The organism is Phaeobacter inhibens DSM 16374 (assembly GCF_000473105.1).
Lineage (GTDB): Bacteria > Pseudomonadota > Alphaproteobacteria > Rhodobacterales > Rhodobacteraceae > Phaeobacter > Phaeobacter inhibens.
Genome location: NZ_KI421498.1, coordinates 2053251 through 2071022 on the forward strand (window position 1 = coordinate 2053251; position 17772 = coordinate 2071022).

A 17772-nucleotide genomic window follows, 5' to 3' on the forward strand; every position below is an offset into this window, starting at 1 on the left:
CTGCGATCCCCTAGCATGATCAAAGCCTAAGAGAACCGGACACCACACGATGCGAAAGAAACAGGACAACCCGCTTTTGACAGAGGTTGAACTCGAGTTCATGACCGTTGTTTGGGAAACCGGCGGCGGTACGGTGCGCGATATTCTGGCCGAATTGAACAAACGTCAGGAACGCGCCTATACTTCGGTCGCAACCGTGCTGAAAATTATGGAACAAAAAGGGTTTCTGACCAGCGAACGAGCTGACAGATCCTTGGTCTACCGCCCAGCGGTACCCAAGGCAGATTATCAGAAAACCACTCTCAAGAACCTTTCGAGCAAGCTCTTCAACGGCGCCCCGGCGGCCCTAGTAGCCCGCCTGGTGGACGATGAAGATGTCACCGACGAGATGCTCGTGGAGATACGGGCCTTGCTGAATGAAAGGTTGGGGGACGATGAACGCTGAGAGTTTTCTGAACGCCTATATTGACCTGAATCTGCTGCTTATTGCTGGCATTGCGCTTTGGCTGACCCTACGGGCAGTTCTGACTCGCAGCCGTTTAGGCCCCGCGTTCCGCCCGCAGCTGCGCCTGCTAAATGGCATGACGCTTTTGCTGACTTTGTCCCCGATGCTGGTGGTCGCACTGACAACCTATGTTGTGTCACAGCCACCGACCCTGTCGGACATGCTGGTGTCGCAATACCTGCAGGGCAATGTCAACATGAGCGCCACACGGTTTGAGAGCATTCTTGGCCTGCGCGAGGATCTGGTACGGACCTTGATGGCACAGAGCAGTCTCTGGGCCCAGCTTGCGATAGCAGCGCTGATCATCGGGGCCTTAGTATCGGTGGCGCAGGTGACATTGGCGGCATTGCGGCTGCGGGCATCGCTGCAACAGGCCTATGTCTGGAAACATCTGGGCGGCGTTCAGATTCGTATCAGCGATAAGAGTACCGTTGCCTTCTCCACCCGCGGCCTGTTCACCCGCTACGTTGTGCTGCCATCGGCGCTGATCACCAACCCGTCGGATCTACGGTTGAGCGTGGCCCATGAGCTGCAACATTTCCGTCAGCGGGACGTTGAATGCGAATTCCTTCTGGAGGCACTGCGGCCGCTTCTGTTCTGGAACCCGGCCTATCACCTCTGGCGGCGCGAAGTCCGTATGCTGCGGGAATTCGCCTGCGATCAGGCGCTGATGACCCGCGGGCAGCGTGATATTCGCGCCTATTGCGAATGCCTGATCCGGGCCTGCGCACTGGCGGCGCAGGATCCGATCCGGTTTGTGCAGCGCAGCCCGTCGGTGGCCTTGGTTGATCGGCGCGAGGTGCGCCGCGGGGCAACATTGGCGCGGCGGATTGATGTGGTCACCGCAGCGCAACCACAGGACACGCATCTGTTCGGCTGGATGCTGGTTTCCGCCATGCTGGCGACGGGTGTGCTGGCCACCGCCTTGCTAATGCAACGCCCCGGCGATTGGAGCCATGACCGCATCATGCTGTCGACGATCGTCAATCTTGAGCGTATGGCCCATCGTAACGCCGTGCCTGAGACTAGCCAGACGGCGGTGACGGCGCTGCAAGGTGGGTTCATGACCCTGAGTAAATAGGCCTGCCGGGCTCATTGTTGAACTAAGCCGAGTCAGCCCGATCTGACAGGGTCGATGCGCGAGCGCAGTCGACATTACCCCAGATGCGGCCAGTCAGATCGTGCATGTTGCCAAGCGTATCCATTTTGACGGGCCCATCACAGGTCAGCCATAGGAGTGGGCCCCTTTTCCGGCATCATCAACCGTTCCCCAGTCGTCTACATTGTCATGCGCGGCACCATTTCCAAGTTGAAACCGCGACACCACTCCGGTAAGCGCCTGCGCTTCATTCTGGAGCAGCTGGCTGGCGGCGGAGGCTTCTTCGGACATCGCTGCGTTCTGCTGGGTGGTACTATCCAAGCGCCCAACGGCATTGTTGATGTTTTCCAAGCCCTTGGATTGCTTCTGCACGCCTTCTGCGATTTCGGTGATAAGGTCAGAGACATTTGTGACCTTGTCGATGATCCCGCTCAGCGCATCGCCCGCGCGGCCAACCATGGCGACACCGTTTGCGACATGCTCCTCGCTGGCCGTGGTCAGTCCCTTGATCTCACCCGCCGCTTTGGAAGCCCGCATAGCAAGGGCGCGCACCTCTGAAGCCACAACCGCGAAGCCTGCGCCCGCTTCGCCCGCGCGCGCGGCCTCCACGCCAGCGTTCAGCGCCAGCAGATTGGTCTGAAAGGCGATATCGTCGATCATATTGATGATCTGCGAAATCTGTTGCGAGGCCTCCTGAATTTGGTCCATCGCCTGCACCGCCGAGGTGACGATGTGGTTGCTGTGCTCGGCCTCATTGCGAGTGCCGCGCATGGTTTCATCCACTTGCCCAGCCCGGTCAGCGGTCTCGCGAATACTATTGGTCAGATCCTGTAGCGCTGAGGCCGTCTCCTCGAGAGTGCCCGCTTGAGATTCTGTCCGGTGCGCCATTTCCTCCGCAGAGGCGCGCTGCTCTTCCGAGAACTTATCGACGTTATGGGCGGCGTCCACCACCTCCGCGAGCGAGTCACGCAGATTGACAAGGCTGCGATTGAAATTCTCCCGCAGGATTTCGTAATGCTCAACAAAAGGTTGCCCGATATCACAGGCCAGATTGCCCCGTTGCAGTTCGGCCAGGGCACCACTCATTTCCTCAACCACTGCGGCGGTCTGTTTAGCCGCCTCTTCCTCACGGTCTGCCGCCTCATCAGCGACCAGCAATTTGTCACGGAAGGTGTCCAGGCTTCGAGCCAGATCACCCAACTCATCGCCGCGATCACGACCGCTGATCTCACTCGCATAGTCTTCTTCGGCCAGCGCATTGGTCGCCTCGCGCAGGGCCAGGATAGGGCGAGTGACATGGCGCGCGGCTACAAAAGACACCACAATCGCAATCAAAACCGAGACACCGATCATCAGCATGGCTACGAGCCGGATCTCCGTCACCTCGGCAAAGGCTTCCTGCTCATCAGTCTGAAGCACCAAAGACCAGTCGAACCCATTAATATTCAAAGGGTTAACCAAAGCGATCACCTGTTCGCCGGACACCGATGTCGAGCCTTCAAACATCCCGGCCTCACCGGCGCTGGCTGCCTTGATTTCGGCACTGTCGGGCAGCTGGTCACCCGTGGCGAACTGACCTTCGATGACGGAGGGGCTGCGCGCGATACCGTCTCTGCCCACCAGGAAGATGTTCTGATGCCCATCAACCTTCATGTTGGATGTCAGCGCCGTCACAACTGACGCACTGGAGATCTGCACCGCCATCACGCCAATGACTTCTTTCTTCTTGTTAAAAACCGGCACTCCCATGAAGGCGCCAGCAGCACCGCCCCCTGGCGTGTAGGCCGCAAAATCAGCGGTCACCACCTGACCGGCTTCAGCATTGAGCGCGGCATTGAAGACCTGCCCCAGACCGCTATCCGCATTGTCCCCAGAGCCAAATTGCTGAATGAAATCCTCACGCTTCTTGACCGAATAGAGTAATTGACCAGACGCGTTCAGAAGATAGAGATCCTCATAGCCATTGACCTGCAAAGACTGCAGAAACGTCGGGTGGTAGGTGGCATGCGACTGGCTGTAATACGATCCGTCGCCTGGGTCGCTCAGCAAATGACGTTCATTCGCGGCATTGGGATTTTCTTCGATGTAGTGACGCCGCAAGAAGCCGACCGGCTCCTCTTCGATCATCTTGTACACGCGGTCAAAGTTGTTGATGGCGCGGAACACTGTCGGCTGAGAGGCATTGATCGACAGGTCGCGGCGCGCGGCCTCCATCATAAACGTCAGCGCCTGCTCACCGGAGCGGGCCGTGGTCTCCTTCGAGGCGTAGACAAAATCGCGAATGCTCTTTTCCGCCATCGAGTAGACGAGAAATGAGACTGTCACCAGAAACGTTGCTGTCAGGGCCACCATGATCAGGGGCAATTTCAGCTTGAGCGAAAGTTTCGGGGCCTTGGGCATGACGCGCATGTCTCCTCCTTGATAGTGCCGATTCTGTCGCCATGCGACCGAATGACCCAAGAGATAGCCATGCAATTCCTTCGATTTCGTTCACGGTCGGTTTGCGCACATTGTGAGCGAAGGCGACGTTCTGCCCTGTCTCGCAGCCGTATCAAGGTTGAATCCGTGTCAAGATATCAGAAACGGTCCGGCGCAAACGGCGCCAGATCAATTGCCGGATCCCGCCTGAGCACCAGATCGGCGACCAGCTCCGCCGTGGCGGCCGATTGGGTTAGCCCGACGTGACCATGACCAAAGGCATAGACCACCCGCGCATCGTTCTTGGCGCTACCAATCACCGGCAGGCTATCAGGCAGTGACGGACGAAACCCCATCCAGCGGGTGCCATCTGCCGTGTCCAGCTCCGGCATGAACCGCGCGGCCTTCGCCAGAAGCGTATCGGCGCGTTTGAAGTTCGCAGGCCGTTTCAGCCCTCCGAGTTCGACCGCGCCCCCGACCCGGACACCACCGCGGATACGGCTAACCACAAAGCCATGACGGCAAAAGGTGATATGCGTCCGCAGATCGAAGCAGCCTGCGGGCAAGGTCGTGTTGTAGCCGCGCTCCGTCTCCAGCGGCAGCCAGTCACCCAGACCACGGGTCAGATGATGCGACCACGCACCTGCGGCCACGACCACGTTGTTGGCCCGCACACTCTCACCATCGGTCAGAAGACACAGGTCCTCACCGCCAGTTTCCAGATCACGCACCTCTGCCCGGCGCAACTGACCGCCCCGCGCCATGAAAATCTGAAAGAGGTGCTCGACCCAGGCTTTCGGATCGCAGGTGTTCATCCAGTCGGGGGTGAAACCTGCATGGGTAAACCGGGGACTGAGCCCCGGCTGGATCTCGGCAATTTCGGCAGGGCTATGCAACAGGGTGAACCGGATGCCGTGATCACGGCGCAGTTGCCAGCCGCGCTGGCTGGCGGCGAACTCACCTTCGGATTCGTAGAGCTGCAAAGCACCGTCGCGCTGCATCATTGCCTCGCCCTTGGTATCGGTGATCTGGCGTTCGGTCGCCGCCTGCGCCAGCTGCATCAGGGATGCCTGGGCGCTGACCACCTTCTGATATCGGTCCCGCCAGCTGGCCCGCCAAAAGCGGATCAGCCAAGGCGTCAATTGCAGAGCGTAAGCCGGCGGCACCGACAGCGGGCCAAGCGGATCCAGCAGCCAGGCCGGGGCCTTTTTCATGATCCCCGGTGTGGCAAGTGGTTCGAGATCGGTGAATGCAAAAGCTCCGGCATTGCCAGCAGATGTTTCTTCGGCGACGCCCTTGCGATCCAGCAGGATGACCTGCCCGCCCGTTGGCGCCAGCTCGCTCTGCAGGCGCAGCGCGGCGCTGACACCAACAACACCCGCTCCAATAACCACAACTGTCTTTGTCATCTGCCCCGCCTTCATAGCGATGGCGAGGCTCTCACCCCGCCACCTGACCGTCTTTACGCAAGGGTATAGGCGGTTTTGACCTTGGTATAGAACTCTTTCGCATGGCTGCCCTGTTCACGGGCACCAAAGCTGGACCCCTTCGTGCCGCCGAAGGGCACGTGATAGTCAACCCCCGCAGTGGGCAGGTTCACCATCGCCATGCCGGCCTCGGCATGTGCCTTGAAATGCGTGGCATATTTCAGAGATCCAGTGCAAATCCCCGCACTGAGACCGAAAGGCGTGTCATTGGCCACCACCAGGGCCTCGTCATAGTCCGCCACGCGAATCACCGAAGCGAGCGGACCAAAGACTTCCTCCTGATTGATCCGCATATCATTCGACGTTTCAGTGACAAGCGCGGGCGCCAGATAGAACCCCTTCGTACTGCGCTGAAGCGTCTGACCACCAAGCACCTGCCCGCCCTCGCTGGCGGCTACGTCGAGATAGTAGAGATCCTTCTCCAACTGCCGCTCATCCACAACCGGGCCGATCTGAGTGCTGTCGTCCAGAGCGTTGCCAACCCGCAGGCCCGTCATCCGCTCCCCAAGCGCCGCAACAAACCGGTCGTGAATTCCCTCGGTCACAATCAAACGCGAGGATGCGGTACAGCGCTGACCCGTGGAGAAAAACGCACCGTTGAGGCTGGCGTCCACCGCCGTCTCCAGATCTGCGTCATCCAACACCACCATCGGGTTCTTACCACCCATCTCCAACTGTAGCTTCTTGCGCTGCGCCCCACAGGCCGCCGCGATGGCGCTGCCGGTTTCAACCGAACCGGTGAAAGATATGGCATCCACATGACGGCTTTGCACCAGCGTCTGACCAACCGTGCTGCCTGTGCCGAACACAATGTTGAATACACCCTCCGGCAAACCCGAGCGACTGATGATCTCCGCCAGAGCATGGGCGCATCCCGGCGTCAACTCAGCCGGTTTCAGGACGACGGCATTGCCGTAGGCCAGGGCCGGCGCGATCTTCCAAGCGGGAATGGCGATGGGAAAGTTCCACGGGGTGATCAGGCCGACCACGCCCACTGGAGAACGCGTCACCTCGACACCGACACCGGGCCGCACTGACCCAAGGATTTCCCCCGCCTGCCGCAGGGTTTCACCTGCAAAGAACTTGAAGATCTGCCCGGCCCGCGCGGCCTCACCAATCCCTTCGGGCAGGGTCTTACCCTCCTCGCGAGAGAGCAGCTTTCCCAGCTCAGCCTTGCGGGCCAAAATTTCGGTTCCGATGGCGTCCAGCACATCAAATCGTTGTTGCGGTGTGCTGGACGCCCATCCCGGGGCAGCGTCGCGGGCAGCAGCAATCGCGCGTTCCATATCCTCCGCCGGGCTATTGGCGGCGTATCCCAACACGTCCTGCGTATCGGAGGGATTGATATTTGCGGCGGCGGCAACGGTCTCTGACCAGTCGCCTGCGATCAGGTTCTTGTATTCCATCAGTATACCTCTTGGCTGGTGATCCCCGCCCGGTAAGGGTCGGCAGGATCAAAGTTCAAAACAGTGTCGCCGGTCACAAAGGCCGTGCCGGTTATCGTCGCAATCACGCCTCCGGTAGGGCCTGGGCGATAGTGCAGCGCATAGGTGCTGCTGATCACGCTCTCCTGTATCCAGGTCACACCCGGCGCGAGGTCCCCGTCTGCTGCCAGACAGGCCAGCTTTGCCGCAGACCCGGTGCCGCAGGGGGAGCGGTCGTAAGCCGTGCCGGGGCAGAGAACAAAGTTGCGCGCATGGCCGATGCTGGTCAGGGGTGGTCCGACAAATTCGATGTGATCAATCATGGCCCCATCGCGGCCGGTGATCCCCTGCTCGGCCAAGGCTTGCCGTAAGGCCACAGCGCTGGTGGTCAGCCGGTCGACATGCGCCAGCGTTAACGGTGCCGGGACATCAGAAGTCAGAAAGAACCAATTGCCGCCCCAGGCGATATCACCGGAGATCCGTCCCTGCCCCGGCACCTCCACCGCAACACCCGCGCGATATCGATCACTCTCAACATTTTCGACGGCAGCCCTGTTCGCTGTCTGCAAATGCACGCCAACGGTGCCGACCGGCGTCTCGATATGATGTCGCCCCAGATCAAGACGGCCCAGATGATGCAGACTCGCGGCCGCCCCAATGGTGGCGTGACCACACATGCCCAGAGGCCCAATCGGATTGAAGTAAATCACCGCTGCCGCGGCGATCGGATCGGTGGGCGGTACCAATAAGGCACCCACCATAGCGTCGTGACCGCGCGGCTCGGACAGCACCGCACTGCAGAAATCGCGGTGATCGCGAAACAGCCGGTGCGCCCGGTCCGTCAGCGATCCGTCGCCGAGGTCCGGCCCGCCAGACAGGATCAGGCGGGTCGGTTCTCCGCCGGTATGGCTGTCGATTACGCGCATAGGGCGGCAATGTCGGGCTGCTGGCTCCAATCCGCATACCAGCTGCGAAACAGCGCGTATTGTGCCTCGACATAGGCCTGCTGGCTGGCGCTCAATCGGTCACTTTCGTTGAAGTGCAGGCGGTATTCGCCATCCCCATTCAGCACCATCAAATGCTTATAGTACAGGACCAAATCCGCGCCCTCATCAAAGGAAGAGAGAACCGCCAGCGCTGCTTCCAGCTCCAGGGCCTGACGCCGTGCGGTGGCGTTCCCTTTCGCTGCGAGTTGGCAAAGGGCGACAAGATGCAGAACCTCATCCGGCAGCGCATTCCCGATACCCGTGATCGCGCCCCCGGCCCCACAATTGACGTAGCCGTGGAATACAGTGGTATCGACACCAATCATCAGGGTGACGCTGCTGTCCTGGGAGGTAATGTTTTCGGCCGCATAACGCAGATCATCAGCGCCACCGAACTCCTTGAACCCGATCAAATTTGGATGATCCTGACGCAGATCAAAAAACAGATCCGCCCGGGTGGCGAACCCATAGTAGGGGCTGTTGTAGATCACCGCCGGCAGCGTTGGCGCAGCAGACAGCACAGCGGCAAAGTGGTCGCGTTGTGCGGCCACCGAGCTGCCTCGTGACAAGACGCGCGGGATCACCATAAGACCGGCGGCCCCGACTTCAGCAGCATGGGCGGCATGGGCTGCGGCCTGTGTGGTGTTGACAGCACCAGTGCCGACAATCGTCGGAACGCCAGCCGCAACCAGGCGGGCCACCCCCTCCATCCGCTCAGCATCGCTGATCAGTGGCCAATCACCCATGGAGCCACAGTAGACCACTGCGGACATGCCTTTGGCGATCAGCTCCTGCCCCTTTTTCACCAGCCCATCAAAATCCGGGCGCCGGTCGGCAGTACACGGAGTCATCAGGGCCGGAATGCAGCCGGAAAATACAGGGTTTGTCATGATTGGATCCTCTCCAATGGATTTGAACCCGAGCCCGAAAGGGGTGCCCGGCGCTGATGGGATCTTCATAATGCATATTGGATCCAATATTCAATATCTGATTTATGCCTACTTCCCCCACGACCATGATCAGGGATATAACGGCGACAGGGAGCGCAGATATGAAGTTGAAATCCGTAGATATATCCAAGACCGCCTCCGCCTCGGCGATTGTTTTCGACGCCCTGCGCAAGGCCATCATCGAGGGCGACCTGAAGGAAGGCGAACCGCTGCGGCAGGATGAAATCGCCCAGATGTTCAACACCAGCAGAATCCCCGTACGCGAAGCAATTTCGCGGCTGGAAGAACAGGGGCTGGTGAAAACCCAGCGCTATAAAGGCGCCGTGGTCTCTGGGCTCTCAGCCCAGGAAGCCCAGGAGATTTTCGATTTCCGGGCTGTGTTGGAATCTGAGGTTATCCGCCGCGCGGTACCGCGCATGTCACCCACAGCTATTTCCAGCGCGAAAGCGTGTCTGGAGGCGTTCTCGCAATCCGAAGACCCGATGACCTGGGGTGATCTGAATCGCGACTTCCACTCCACGCTCTACCGGGAGAGTGGGTTGCAGTATCATATGGATGTGATCGACAATGCGATGGACCGCGTCGACAGTTATCTGCGTGCGCAATTGGTGCTGTCCAACGGCAACGAACGGGCCAATGCCGAGCACCTCGCGATCTGGGACGCCTGCGTTGCCGGAGACGCTGACCTTGCAGCGGCGCTCACACGCGACCACATTACCGGCGCTTGCAAAACTTTGTTGGACACGCTGAAGGACCTCGGATGAGGGTTTTAAACGATGCTCTGGTGGAGTTTAGACGGTTTTGAGCGCTTTCTTGAGACGGCGGCGTTCGGATAGGGCAAATCCCAGCACCCATGAGGGGTGTTTCAAGGCTGAGATCCCGAGCTTTCGAAGTCCACCTTCCAGATAGCATCGGCGCAATTGTCGCTCCTCCAGTCGGCGACGCATGGCCTTCACAATTGGATCCTCTTCACCAAGACCGAAAACCTGCGCATCTGCAAGCCGCTGTCGCAGAAGGAAAATCTCTCGACCGACCTCAATCAGACGCTTGTTTCGAAAAGCTGCTGCATCCGCAATGCGACGAGCTGTGCTGGTCTGCCCCATACCGACCCGATAGATAATAAGTTCCTCGTCGATGAATGCCACCCTGCCCTCAAGCGCCGCACGAAAACCAAGAACAAGATCCTCGTAGCAATCTGCAAACTGAATAGGACCATACTTGCGAAAAAGATCTTTGTGCCATGCGCAGGTTGCACCGAGGAACAATTGCATGGAGCAAGCGGCGGACATCGCATCGGTTCGGGTATAGAAGGTGGCTTTAGCATAGGTTTTCGGCATCGGTTTGCCGTCCAATGTCTCTACCTGACCATGTGAGAAGGACAGAAGCGGATCGTCTCGCTCAAAGACCTCAATGGTACGCGCAATGCGACCTGGCAGAGAGATATCGTCACCAGAGGCCGCAATGATCACGTCGCCGGAACTAAGCTCAAAACACCGTTCGATATGTTTGTTCACGCCCAAATTCTGCGGATTTTTGTTCAATACAACGGAATGTGGACCCGTGTAGTCGGCAACCAGAGTCTCCATAACTTCAAAAGTGTCATCCTGTGAGCAATCGTCCGACAGAAGAATCTCGATCGGGTCGCTGTCCTGCGCAAGAACCGCCTCAACCGCCTCTTTCACATAGTCCTGCTGATTGTAGGTAAGAAGCACAACTGAATAGCGGTATTTTTTCATTTCACCCAATCCCACCTGCACCCTCGCGCAGAAAATCCATTGCTTTTGCCGCTGCCTCCCACGCCGGGGTCCTGGCCATACGCATTCTATTTGCGATGTGCCGGTGACACCAACCTGAGAGCCGAAGCTGCACCCAATCAATAGAACAGTTCGCTCCGCGGGGCCATGGCCGACGACGGTTGCCAGCCGCGCCTGCCTCCTCTCTCAGCTGTGAGGTGGGCGGCATGGTCCGGAATGGGTGAACGGCGTCCTGCGCAAGGAGAGCCTTTGCCTGAGCAAAGCCTCGCAGCTCATCTGCGATATGTCCAATTCGATTGATCAGGGGCGACAATATGATAGACAACTGAGCCAATAGATCAGACCGGATCGCACTCTTGTGGTGAGCAATCCGACGCCTGTTCCGATCAGCTGCGACAAGCGGGTCGATGTCACAATACCGGAGTACGGATTTGCCCCTCAGCGACTGCAAATTTATCGACTTGCCCAAGATCGAAGATGCCCGCGGCAACCTGACATTTGTCGAAGGGATGAACCACATCCCGTTTGATATCAAACGGGTCTACTACCTTTATGATGTGCCCGGCGGATCTGATCGCGGCGCCCATGCCCATAAGGGTCTGCACCAGTTCATGATTGCGATGTCGGGCAGCTTTGATGTGGTTCTGGATGACGGGGTCAATGAAAAACGCTTCCATCTCAATCGCTCCTATTTCGGCATTTATATCTGCCCGATGATGTGGCGCTATCTCGACAACTTTTCGTCGGGCGCGGTCTGTATGGTCATGGCCTCCGCCCCCTATGACGAAGCAGATTATATCCGCGACTACGGCGAATTCCGCGAAGCGGTCGGGGTCAAGTGATGCAGGTTCCCTTTCTCGACCTGAAGGCCGCGTATGATGAGCTCGCAGAGCATAGTGAACCGAAGATGCTGGAGAGCCTGCGATCTGGCTGGTACATTCTCGGCCCTGAGGTCTCCCAGTTTGAGCAGGATTTTGCCCGCTACTGCGAAGTCTCACACGCACTTGGCGTGGCCAATGGGCTGGACGCCCTGAGGCTCGCATTGGTGGCGCTGGACATCGGACCGGGTGACCGCGTCCTCGTCCCCTCCAACACGTATATCGCCACCTGGCTCGCGGTCTCTCAATGTGGCGCAATCCCGGTTCCGGTGGAGCCTGACCCGGCTAGCCACAATATCACCGCGGACGGCATTCGGGCTGCCATGGCCCCCGGCATCAAGGCCGTCATACCCGTCCACTTATACGGGCAACCTGCGGATATGACCGCCATTATGGCGGCCGCGCGCGATCTTGGGCTAAAGGTCATCGAAGATGCCGCCCAGGCGCATGGGTCATGCTGGGATGGACGCCGCATCGGCGGTGCCGGTGATATCGTCTGCTGGAGCTTTTATCCGGGCAAGAATCTCGGCGCGCTGGGGGATGGCGGTGCGGTCACCACCAATTGCGACACCCTGGCAGAGCGGCTGATGCTGCTGCGGAATTACGGCTCGCGGGAGAAATACCGCAATGAGGTCGCAGGCTTCAACAGCCGCCTCGATCCGGTTCAGGCCGCCTTCCTGTCGGTCAAACTTGCGGTGCTGGATGACTGGAATACGAGACGCGGTGCGATTGCAGCCCGCTATCTGTCAGAGCTGGATGGGCTGGATCTGACCCTGCCGCATGTCGCCGCAAAGGCGGATCCGGTCTGGCATCTGTTCGTGGTGCGTCATCCAGAGCGCGACCGGCTGGCCGCCGATCTGGCGAAGGTCGGCATTCAGACGCTGGTGCACTACCCCATCCCGCCGCATGCTCAGGCAGCCTACCACGATATGGGCCTGACAGATGAGGCGCTGCCGCTGGCGACCACCCTGGCACGGGAAGTGCTCAGCCTGCCGATCGGCCCGCATCTGAGCACTGCGCAGATCGACCATGTGATCAAGAGCCTCAGACAGCTGGTCTGATCATTCCCCCTTGAGCGCTGTCAGGGAGTGATCGGCAGGAAATCATTGTCGAGATGCTCGACCACCTCCACACTCGGAGGCTGGCGCAGCAGCTTGGCATATTTGTATTTGAACGCACCACTGGACAGGGCAACAATCTGCTGCGCAACCCAAGCAGGTTCCAGCATGGTCGACGTATCCGTGTCGCTCCCCGCCCAGAACTTCGTTTGGATACCGGACGGCGCAACAACCAGCGCCTTGCCGATCCCGTCGCCCCGGACCAGCGCTGCGCCCAGCATACCAAAGCCAGCCTTGGTCGCGCAGTAAGCGGGCATTTCGGGCTGCGGTTTATATTGCGAGCTGGAGGTCACCAACATCAGCTTGAGCGGGCCCGATGCCTGACGAACAAGGCGCTGGATCAACATCATTGGCGCAAGCAGCCCGACATTCGTCATCTGCAAAAGCGCCGCATCCTCCAGCATAGCAATTGATCCGCGCTGCAAAAAACCGGCGCAGTAGATCAGAGTCTGCACGCCCCCGACCCGTGTGACCAGTTCGTTAAGCTGAGCAGTCAGGCCTGCAACATCATCAGTGATCGATAGCGCGTGAAACTGCACGCCAGCGCAACCCGGATCAATCCGGCCGGTGATCGTGACGCGATGCCCCTCGCAAGCATAGTGTCGCGCCAATTCGAGGCCAACCCCCGAGGAGCCCCCAACAATCAGAATGTTCTTTTTCAAAGTGACCTCTTACCACCACCTGCAAGTCACGAATAGCGCTCAGCAAACGCAACAACAACAGCCCGATCACGCATACCTCGGGGTGCGGCTAGTACCTATTCATAGCTGTATACAAATGTTTGGGTGGCGGAGACGAAGGGATTCGAACCCTCGAGACCCTTCCGGGCCTACTCCCTTAGCAGGGGAGCGCCTTCGACCACTCGGCCACGTCTCCGCTGACCCGTATATTTGCCAGAGCTTAGAGAAACAAGGCGTTTTTTCAAATTTTTGCCGCGTCAGAAAAACAGGGGGATTTCCACGGTTTTTCGGGAATTTTTACGGAACTGCACGTAACTCGCCTGCAGAACACATGCAGCCGTGTTCGCATGATGCTCACGGCAACCGGCCTGAAATTATTCCCCTCTGCTCCAGCTGTAATGACAGCTGCCAAGGCGAGCGCTGCTGTGGAAGAAGCGCTCGCGATCCTCAACACCGCGTTGGTGGGCATCGGCAAGCGCAGTGATCTCATCACGCTTCACCTTGGCTCTACTACCACATGCAAGATCGGATGCTGTTTTCGCTGAGAGGCCACGTGAGATCTCACGTCGTTGCAGCATATTCGGACTGGACAGTGCCAACCTTCCTCAGGCCAATTCCTATTTGCCCAATCAGCCCAAAACAGACATCTTTACCAAGCGCAGCGCGCACTCCGTTACGGACGCGAAAGATCCGCCCAAACTTCCCGATAGCGGACCTTCAGGCTTGCTCCTCTGGCCAGTACAATGCTGCAAGCGGCGCAGATGTCTTCGAAGCGTAGAATAGCGGTCCGCCTTTCGGCCTAGAAACACAGCCTGTGACCGCTGCAATGCCGCGTGAAAAGCGGTCATTGATGAGAGGTGAGGCGCGATCTGGAGATAGGAGGGCAGCAGTGCGGTCAAGTGGGTCGCAGTCCCAGTGCTCTGATAAAGGGCTTTGTTGCACAAATCGGGGTTTGAGCAGACTTCGCCCTTGTCCAGACGGACTTATCCTAGGGACTCTTTGAGGGGTAGGCCAAGAGCGGTGTAGCGGTTCAGCACAGCGATCCGGATCTGGAGTTCAGCCCCTGAAGGACTTGCTGGGAAAGAACTGACGACACCGAACATGCGACGGGCTGCAGCACGCAAAGCGATGCGGGATCATGACACCTAGCAACATCGGGCATGCAGGCTTGTTGGTGTCGATCCCAAGACCGACCGGCGTGACAAACCGCCAGATAATCCTGAAGTTGGCAAAGAGATGAAGGCGATTGCCAATAAACGCCACCGGTTTGGTTGTCGGCGGATTGGTGTGATGCTGGAACGCAAAGACATGACCATGAATCACAAAAAGCTGTATCGCCTGTACACAGAAGAAAAGCTGGGCGTCAGGCGACAAAGGGGGCGAAAACGGGCGCGTGGATCACGCTCACCGATGCCAATGGCGTGACGGCCTGGCCCGCGCTGGTCACTAGATTTGCTGTCAGACATGTTTGGTACGTCGCGCAAGCTCCGCATTTTGGCAGTGAATGATGATTGCTGTCGTGAGGACCGGTGCCTCATGGCCGACACCAACATCTCTGGTGCGCGTGTCGCCTGTGAATTGGATGCGCTGGTTAGGATCTACAGCAAACCTGCCAGCATTGTCAGCGAGCGCGACCTTGTCCGCCATTGGTCCGAGGACAATGATCGCGCGGAACCGAGTTCACCAGTCGCGCGATCCTGAAATGGGCGAATGAGAGCGATATCGAGCGATACTAAATCGATCCGGGGAAGCCGCAGCAGAACGCCTTCAGTGAGGCATTCAACGGCAGCCTATGCGACGAGTTGCTGAACGAAGAATGGTTCGACAGCTTGGAGGGCGCCCGCCGCAAGCTGGCGCTCTGGCGATACGGTTACAACAACGTCAGCCCCCACTCATCACTGGAAAACCAAACACCGCTGAAGCGGGTCGAGCGCCTGAGCAACTTGAGAGCTCCGCGCAGCACGCGCTTGCCCAAAACGAAGACGACGAATATGAAAAACACGTCCACAAACTCTCGCTATGAATAAGGGAGCATTGGGGGGGGCACCTGTGTGGTTAGGCAGACCAAGCTCCTCAATAGGGTACGTTTCAAGCCATTGCTCAATCCGTTTCGGAGTGAAGCCTGGCAATTGCCCCAAGCGGCGTTCATCTTCCGTCAGTTCAGTGAAGAACTCGACCCAGTTCACCGCCTAGGGGCGTAAGCCGGCTTTCCTTGAGGGCAACCAAAGCGTCGGCCGCAAGCCGACGCGCTCATCCTACAGCATCGCCGTTCGGTATCGTGAACAGACCTGGCTGGTAAATTTCATAAAGGCCAATGGCTTCCGCAATAATTCTCGCCGGTCACCGCGTTCCGGGGCCTTCTACAGGAAACCATTCTCAGCAGGCTCCTTTGCCAGAGCATAAGCTTAAGCGACGAACATACCTTCAGCAGTATCCAAATCAGAGCCCATGATTTCTGCCGCATCACGGACACACCTCTCGTTCGCCCCGCGCGTGAAGTCTTGAAGACGGTTACTGGCTTCAAGGGCCGCGTATACTGCCAGACCTGCGGGCGAGCGCGCAAGCAAACCACGGCCTAGACGTCGAACCGTATTGTGGCCGTTCGGAAAACTGTCTGCTGTTGGCGCGAAATCAGCAAGCACAAGGTTGCTCGACACGGCAGAAGAAGTCGGCTCGGCATAGTAACGGCAATTGTGTGCTCCGCCGGGGTTCCCGCCTTGCGGCGGTTCATCCCATCGGAACACGCGGTTGTCATATGCTACGTGGCTGCCACGCACCTTGGCATCATCTTGAGAGCGTCGGATGTATTGCACAATCTCTAGAGCTTCCTGCCGAAACTGATTTATCAATCGCGCAAAAGCCCGAACGAGGGGTTCTTCCATGGCTGTTCACAGTGGCCGCAACCGCTACGGATGGTTTTGATATTCGCAGAAAATACTCTCAAGGCACGCGTCCCATACGTCGAGTACTTCTGCCTTTGCATCTAACACATCCCGCAAATCAGCTTCGGATCAGTTGGCACCGTGTCAGGCGGGGTCAGCGCGGTCAGGAGCATCCGAGTGTTTTCGGAACTTACCTGTTCGAGGCGTTCGCTGAAATCGGCCCGTAGAGAGATGTGTAGTTAGAAAATGTCGATTTGTGCGACAATTCTACGCGGCTGCCATTCAGCTGACCGTGTCGCTGCGCGATCTCGTACCGGCCGTCACCGCCGTGCCTTAAAAAATGGCTGAAACTGTGCTGCATGGAACCTGCGAGAACGTGCCGGACATGTTCTATTCACAATCGGTAAAGAAAGCCAAAGACCACCGTTCGCAACATTTTACGGGGAGAAACGCATCCTGCTTGCGATAGAAACAAACATTCATACACGGCGCAGCATTCGTAGAAATGGGCTCGAAGCCGACATGTGGCGGTACAGCACCGAGAATCCAGCACCAGCCTGCCCCAGGCAGGTTGTGATCGGCTCAACCCAGCCCGAAGCGGTCGTAGATATGGCGACGGGGGCAATGATGCTGTCGGTACAAAATTCCATGGCCACTTTCTCTCAAGCGGGCGCTCAGCAGAGCTGAGCTGTTTCAGGTGAGGCTGCGAGTTGCACTAGGGGCATCGGAGCGCAGGAAGCGACCTTTGCAAAGTCGGGGCGGACAGCAAGGGCCCAACGGCGTGATCGGCCCTTTGCTGCCGTTCGGCAGGTCGCCATTGGCCGCAGCGCGGCTTCCCCGTACCGGGCCTTCTCTGCCGGGCGACCGAAGCTAACGGTCGCGGCGCAGGTGAAAGCCACGCTAAAGAATCTCAAAAATCGGGTTTTCAGGATTTTGTCGATGACGACACAACGCCCACAGCCGAAGCCCGGCCGCCCCAAATATCACGATTTCATTACTGACATCGAGAAGGGCATCATCAAAACTCCGGAGTTCCAGCGCGAGTCTGCGTGGCCCATTGAGAAGACCACGGCACTCCTAGACAGCATTGTGAAAAGTTAGCCAATCGGCACCTTCATCCTCTGGAAGACCAATCAGCGAATGGGGGACGTGAAGGACATGGGCAACCTCCCGCTACTCGTCACGCCTGATGATAGGCAGGTCGAATATGTCCTCGGCGGGCAGCAGCGAATGACCTCGTTACTCGCTGCGTATTGATGCGCGAAGATACCGCGCGGGGTAAAAAAGGTGACCGATTTCGCCGACATTTATGTGAACCCCAATCCTATGCTGCCAGATAATCCCCACAAATATGTATAGCTCAAGGATATTCTGTCATCGAACTGAGAGGTTGAGAAGCGACTCGTCGCCAGTCTTGGATTGACCGATGACGACCTCGACATCGCCGACAAGTTCAAACAGGCCTTCACAATATATGATTTTGGCCTGGTCACACTGACGTGTGATGACATCGACAGCGCTATTGAGGTCTTCACACGCATCAAAACTGGCGCTTAACTGTGCATTCCTGATGCTTAGAAAACGGATAGCC

Annotated in this window: 15 protein-coding genes, 1 tRNA gene and 1 pseudogene; 8 read left to right on the plus strand and 9 right to left on the minus strand. The window is 58.2% G+C overall.

The window, feature by feature from the left end:
• Positions 1-49 precede the first annotated feature (49 nt).
• Both INHI_RS0113575 and INHI_RS0113580 read left to right on the plus strand, forming a co-directional pair.
• Entirely contained in the window at positions 50-445 is a 396-nt protein-coding gene (locus INHI_RS0113575; RefSeq protein ID WP_014873615.1) for a BlaI/MecI/CopY family transcriptional regulator, read from the plus strand.
• Positions 435-1586: a M56 family metallopeptidase gene (locus tag INHI_RS0113580; RefSeq protein ID WP_027247995.1), complete on the plus strand. Its 1152-nt coding sequence runs from the start codon at positions 435-437 to the stop codon at positions 1584-1586. The genes INHI_RS0113575 and INHI_RS0113580 overlap by 11 nt, the downstream gene beginning before the upstream one ends.
• Before the next feature lie 144 nt (positions 1587-1730).
• On the opposite strand, the gene INHI_RS0113585 is transcribed toward INHI_RS0113580, so the two are convergent.
• The 5 genes from INHI_RS0113585 to INHI_RS0113605 form a co-directional block, all read right to left on the minus strand.
• The gene (locus INHI_RS0113585; protein ID WP_027247996.1) at positions 1731-4013 is read right to left on the minus strand and encodes a methyl-accepting chemotaxis protein; all 2283 of its coding nucleotides are present in this window, start codon (positions 4011-4013) and stop codon (positions 1731-1733) included.
• Positions 4014-4180: 167 nt separating this feature from the next.
• Complete coding sequence (locus tag INHI_RS0113590; protein ID WP_027247997.1) at positions 4181-5431, minus strand: NAD(P)/FAD-dependent oxidoreductase; 1251 nt, start codon at positions 5429-5431, stop codon at positions 4181-4183.
• Positions 5432-5484: 53 nt separating this feature from the next.
• Positions 5485-6915 carry an aldehyde dehydrogenase family protein gene (locus tag INHI_RS0113595; protein ID WP_027247998.1) on the minus strand — a complete coding sequence of 477 codons (1431 nt, stop codon included), beginning with the start codon at positions 6913-6915 and terminating at the stop codon, positions 5485-5487.
• On the minus strand, positions 6915-7859 hold the full coding sequence (locus INHI_RS0113600; protein ID WP_014879167.1) for a proline racemase family protein: 945 nt from the start codon (positions 7857-7859) through the stop codon (positions 6915-6917). The genes INHI_RS0113595 and INHI_RS0113600 overlap by 1 nt, the downstream gene beginning before the upstream one ends.
• Positions 7850-8809 carry a dihydrodipicolinate synthase family protein gene (locus tag INHI_RS0113605; protein WP_014879166.1) on the minus strand — a complete coding sequence of 320 codons (960 nt, stop codon included), beginning with the start codon at positions 8807-8809 and terminating at the stop codon, positions 7850-7852. Before INHI_RS0113605 ends, INHI_RS0113600 begins: the two co-directional genes overlap by 10 nt.
• Before the next feature lie 161 nt (positions 8810-8970).
• On the opposite strand from INHI_RS0113605, the gene INHI_RS0113610 reads away from it, so the two are divergent.
• The gene (locus INHI_RS0113610) at positions 8971-9633 is read left to right on the plus strand and encodes a GntR family transcriptional regulator (RefSeq protein WP_014873608.1); all 663 of its coding nucleotides are present in this window, start codon (positions 8971-8973) and stop codon (positions 9631-9633) included.
• A gap of 27 nt (positions 9634-9660) precedes the next feature.
• On the opposite strand, the gene INHI_RS0113615 is transcribed toward INHI_RS0113610, so the two are convergent.
• Positions 9661-10605: a glycosyltransferase gene (locus INHI_RS0113615; RefSeq protein ID WP_014879165.1), complete on the minus strand. Its 945-nt coding sequence runs from the start codon at positions 10603-10605 to the stop codon at positions 9661-9663.
• Between the two features lie 425 nt (positions 10606-11030).
• Between INHI_RS0113615 and INHI_RS0113620 the strand changes: the two genes are divergently transcribed.
• On the plus strand, positions 11031-11465 hold the full coding sequence (locus INHI_RS0113620) for a sugar 3,4-ketoisomerase (RefSeq protein WP_036767090.1): 435 nt from the start codon (positions 11031-11033) through the stop codon (positions 11463-11465).
• Entirely contained in the window at positions 11465-12562 is a 1098-nt protein-coding gene (locus INHI_RS0113625) for a DegT/DnrJ/EryC1/StrS family aminotransferase (RefSeq protein WP_027248000.1), read from the plus strand. The genes INHI_RS0113620 and INHI_RS0113625 overlap by 1 nt, the downstream gene beginning before the upstream one ends.
• A 20-nt stretch (positions 12563-12582) precedes the next feature.
• On the opposite strand, the gene INHI_RS0113630 is transcribed toward INHI_RS0113625, so the two are convergent.
• Both INHI_RS0113630 and INHI_RS0113635 read right to left on the minus strand, forming a co-directional pair.
• Positions 12583-13281, minus strand: coding sequence for an SDR family NAD(P)-dependent oxidoreductase (locus tag INHI_RS0113630; RefSeq protein WP_027248001.1), 699 nt, complete (start codon positions 13279-13281; stop codon positions 12583-12585).
• A 124-nt stretch (positions 13282-13405) separates the two neighbouring features.
• A tRNA-Ser gene (locus INHI_RS0113635) sits at positions 13406-13495 on the minus strand.
• Between the two features lie 151 nt (positions 13496-13646).
• On the opposite strand from INHI_RS0113635, the gene INHI_RS0113640 reads away from it, so the two are divergent.
• On the plus strand, positions 13647-13844 hold the full coding sequence (locus tag INHI_RS0113640; RefSeq protein ID WP_027248002.1) for a hypothetical protein: 198 nt from the start codon (positions 13647-13649) through the stop codon (positions 13842-13844).
• Between the two features lie 526 nt (positions 13845-14370).
• Positions 14371-15322: pseudogene (locus INHI_RS20555) on the plus strand (IS3 family transposase); the annotation flags it as partial.
• Between the two features lie 382 nt (positions 15323-15704).
• Here INHI_RS20555 and INHI_RS21115 read toward each other — a convergent pair.
• Complete coding sequence (locus INHI_RS21115; RefSeq protein WP_027248004.1) at positions 15705-16181, minus strand: putative phage head morphogenesis protein; 477 nt, start codon at positions 16179-16181, stop codon at positions 15705-15707.
• Between the two features lie 939 nt (positions 16182-17120).
• Here INHI_RS21115 and INHI_RS21120 point away from each other — a divergent pair.
• Positions 17121-17282 (plus strand): hypothetical protein, encoded by a 162-nt coding sequence (locus INHI_RS21120; RefSeq protein WP_155805602.1) that lies wholly within the window; start codon positions 17121-17123, stop codon positions 17280-17282.
• The last annotated feature ends 490 nt before the right edge of the window (positions 17283-17772 follow it).

Bases quoted from the DNA above. Each gene is read 5' to 3' on its own strand.
- INHI_RS0113575 (WP_014873615.1), top strand. From the start codon at position 50: ATGCGAAAGAAACAGGACAACCCGCTTTTGACAGAGGTTGAACTCGAG.
- INHI_RS0113580 (WP_027247995.1), top strand. From the start codon at position 435: ATGAACGCTGAGAGTTTTCTGAACGCCTATATTGACCTGAATCTGCTG.
- INHI_RS0113585 (WP_027247996.1), bottom strand. From the start codon at position 4,013: ATGCGCGTCATGCCCAAGGCCCCGAAACTTTCGCTCAAGCTGAAATTG.
- INHI_RS0113590 (WP_027247997.1), bottom strand. From the start codon at position 5,431: ATGACAAAGACAGTTGTGGTTATTGGAGCGGGTGTTGTTGGTGTCAGC.
- INHI_RS0113595 (WP_027247998.1), bottom strand. From the start codon at position 6,915: ATGGAATACAAGAACCTGATCGCAGGCGACTGGTCAGAGACCGTTGCC.
- INHI_RS0113600 (WP_014879167.1), bottom strand. From the start codon at position 7,859: ATGCGCGTAATCGACAGCCATACCGGCGGAGAACCGACCCGCCTGATC.
- INHI_RS0113605 (WP_014879166.1), bottom strand. From the start codon at position 8,809: ATGACAAACCCTGTATTTTCCGGCTGCATTCCGGCCCTGATGACTCCG.
- INHI_RS0113610 (WP_014873608.1), top strand. From the start codon at position 8,971: ATGAAGTTGAAATCCGTAGATATATCCAAGACCGCCTCCGCCTCGGCG.
- INHI_RS0113615 (WP_014879165.1), bottom strand. From the start codon at position 10,605: ATGAAAAAATACCGCTATTCAGTTGTGCTTCTTACCTACAATCAGCAG.
- INHI_RS0113620 (WP_036767090.1), top strand. From the start codon at position 11,031: ATGTCACAATACCGGAGTACGGATTTGCCCCTCAGCGACTGCAAATTT.
- INHI_RS0113625 (WP_027248000.1), top strand. From the start codon at position 11,465: ATGCAGGTTCCCTTTCTCGACCTGAAGGCCGCGTATGATGAGCTCGCA.
- INHI_RS0113640 (WP_027248002.1), top strand. From the start codon at position 13,647: ATGATGCTCACGGCAACCGGCCTGAAATTATTCCCCTCTGCTCCAGCT.
- INHI_RS21115 (WP_027248004.1), bottom strand. From the start codon at position 16,181: ATGGAAGAACCCCTCGTTCGGGCTTTTGCGCGATTGATAAATCAGTTT.
- INHI_RS21120 (WP_155805602.1), top strand. From the start codon at position 17,121: ATGACGACACAACGCCCACAGCCGAAGCCCGGCCGCCCCAAATATCAC.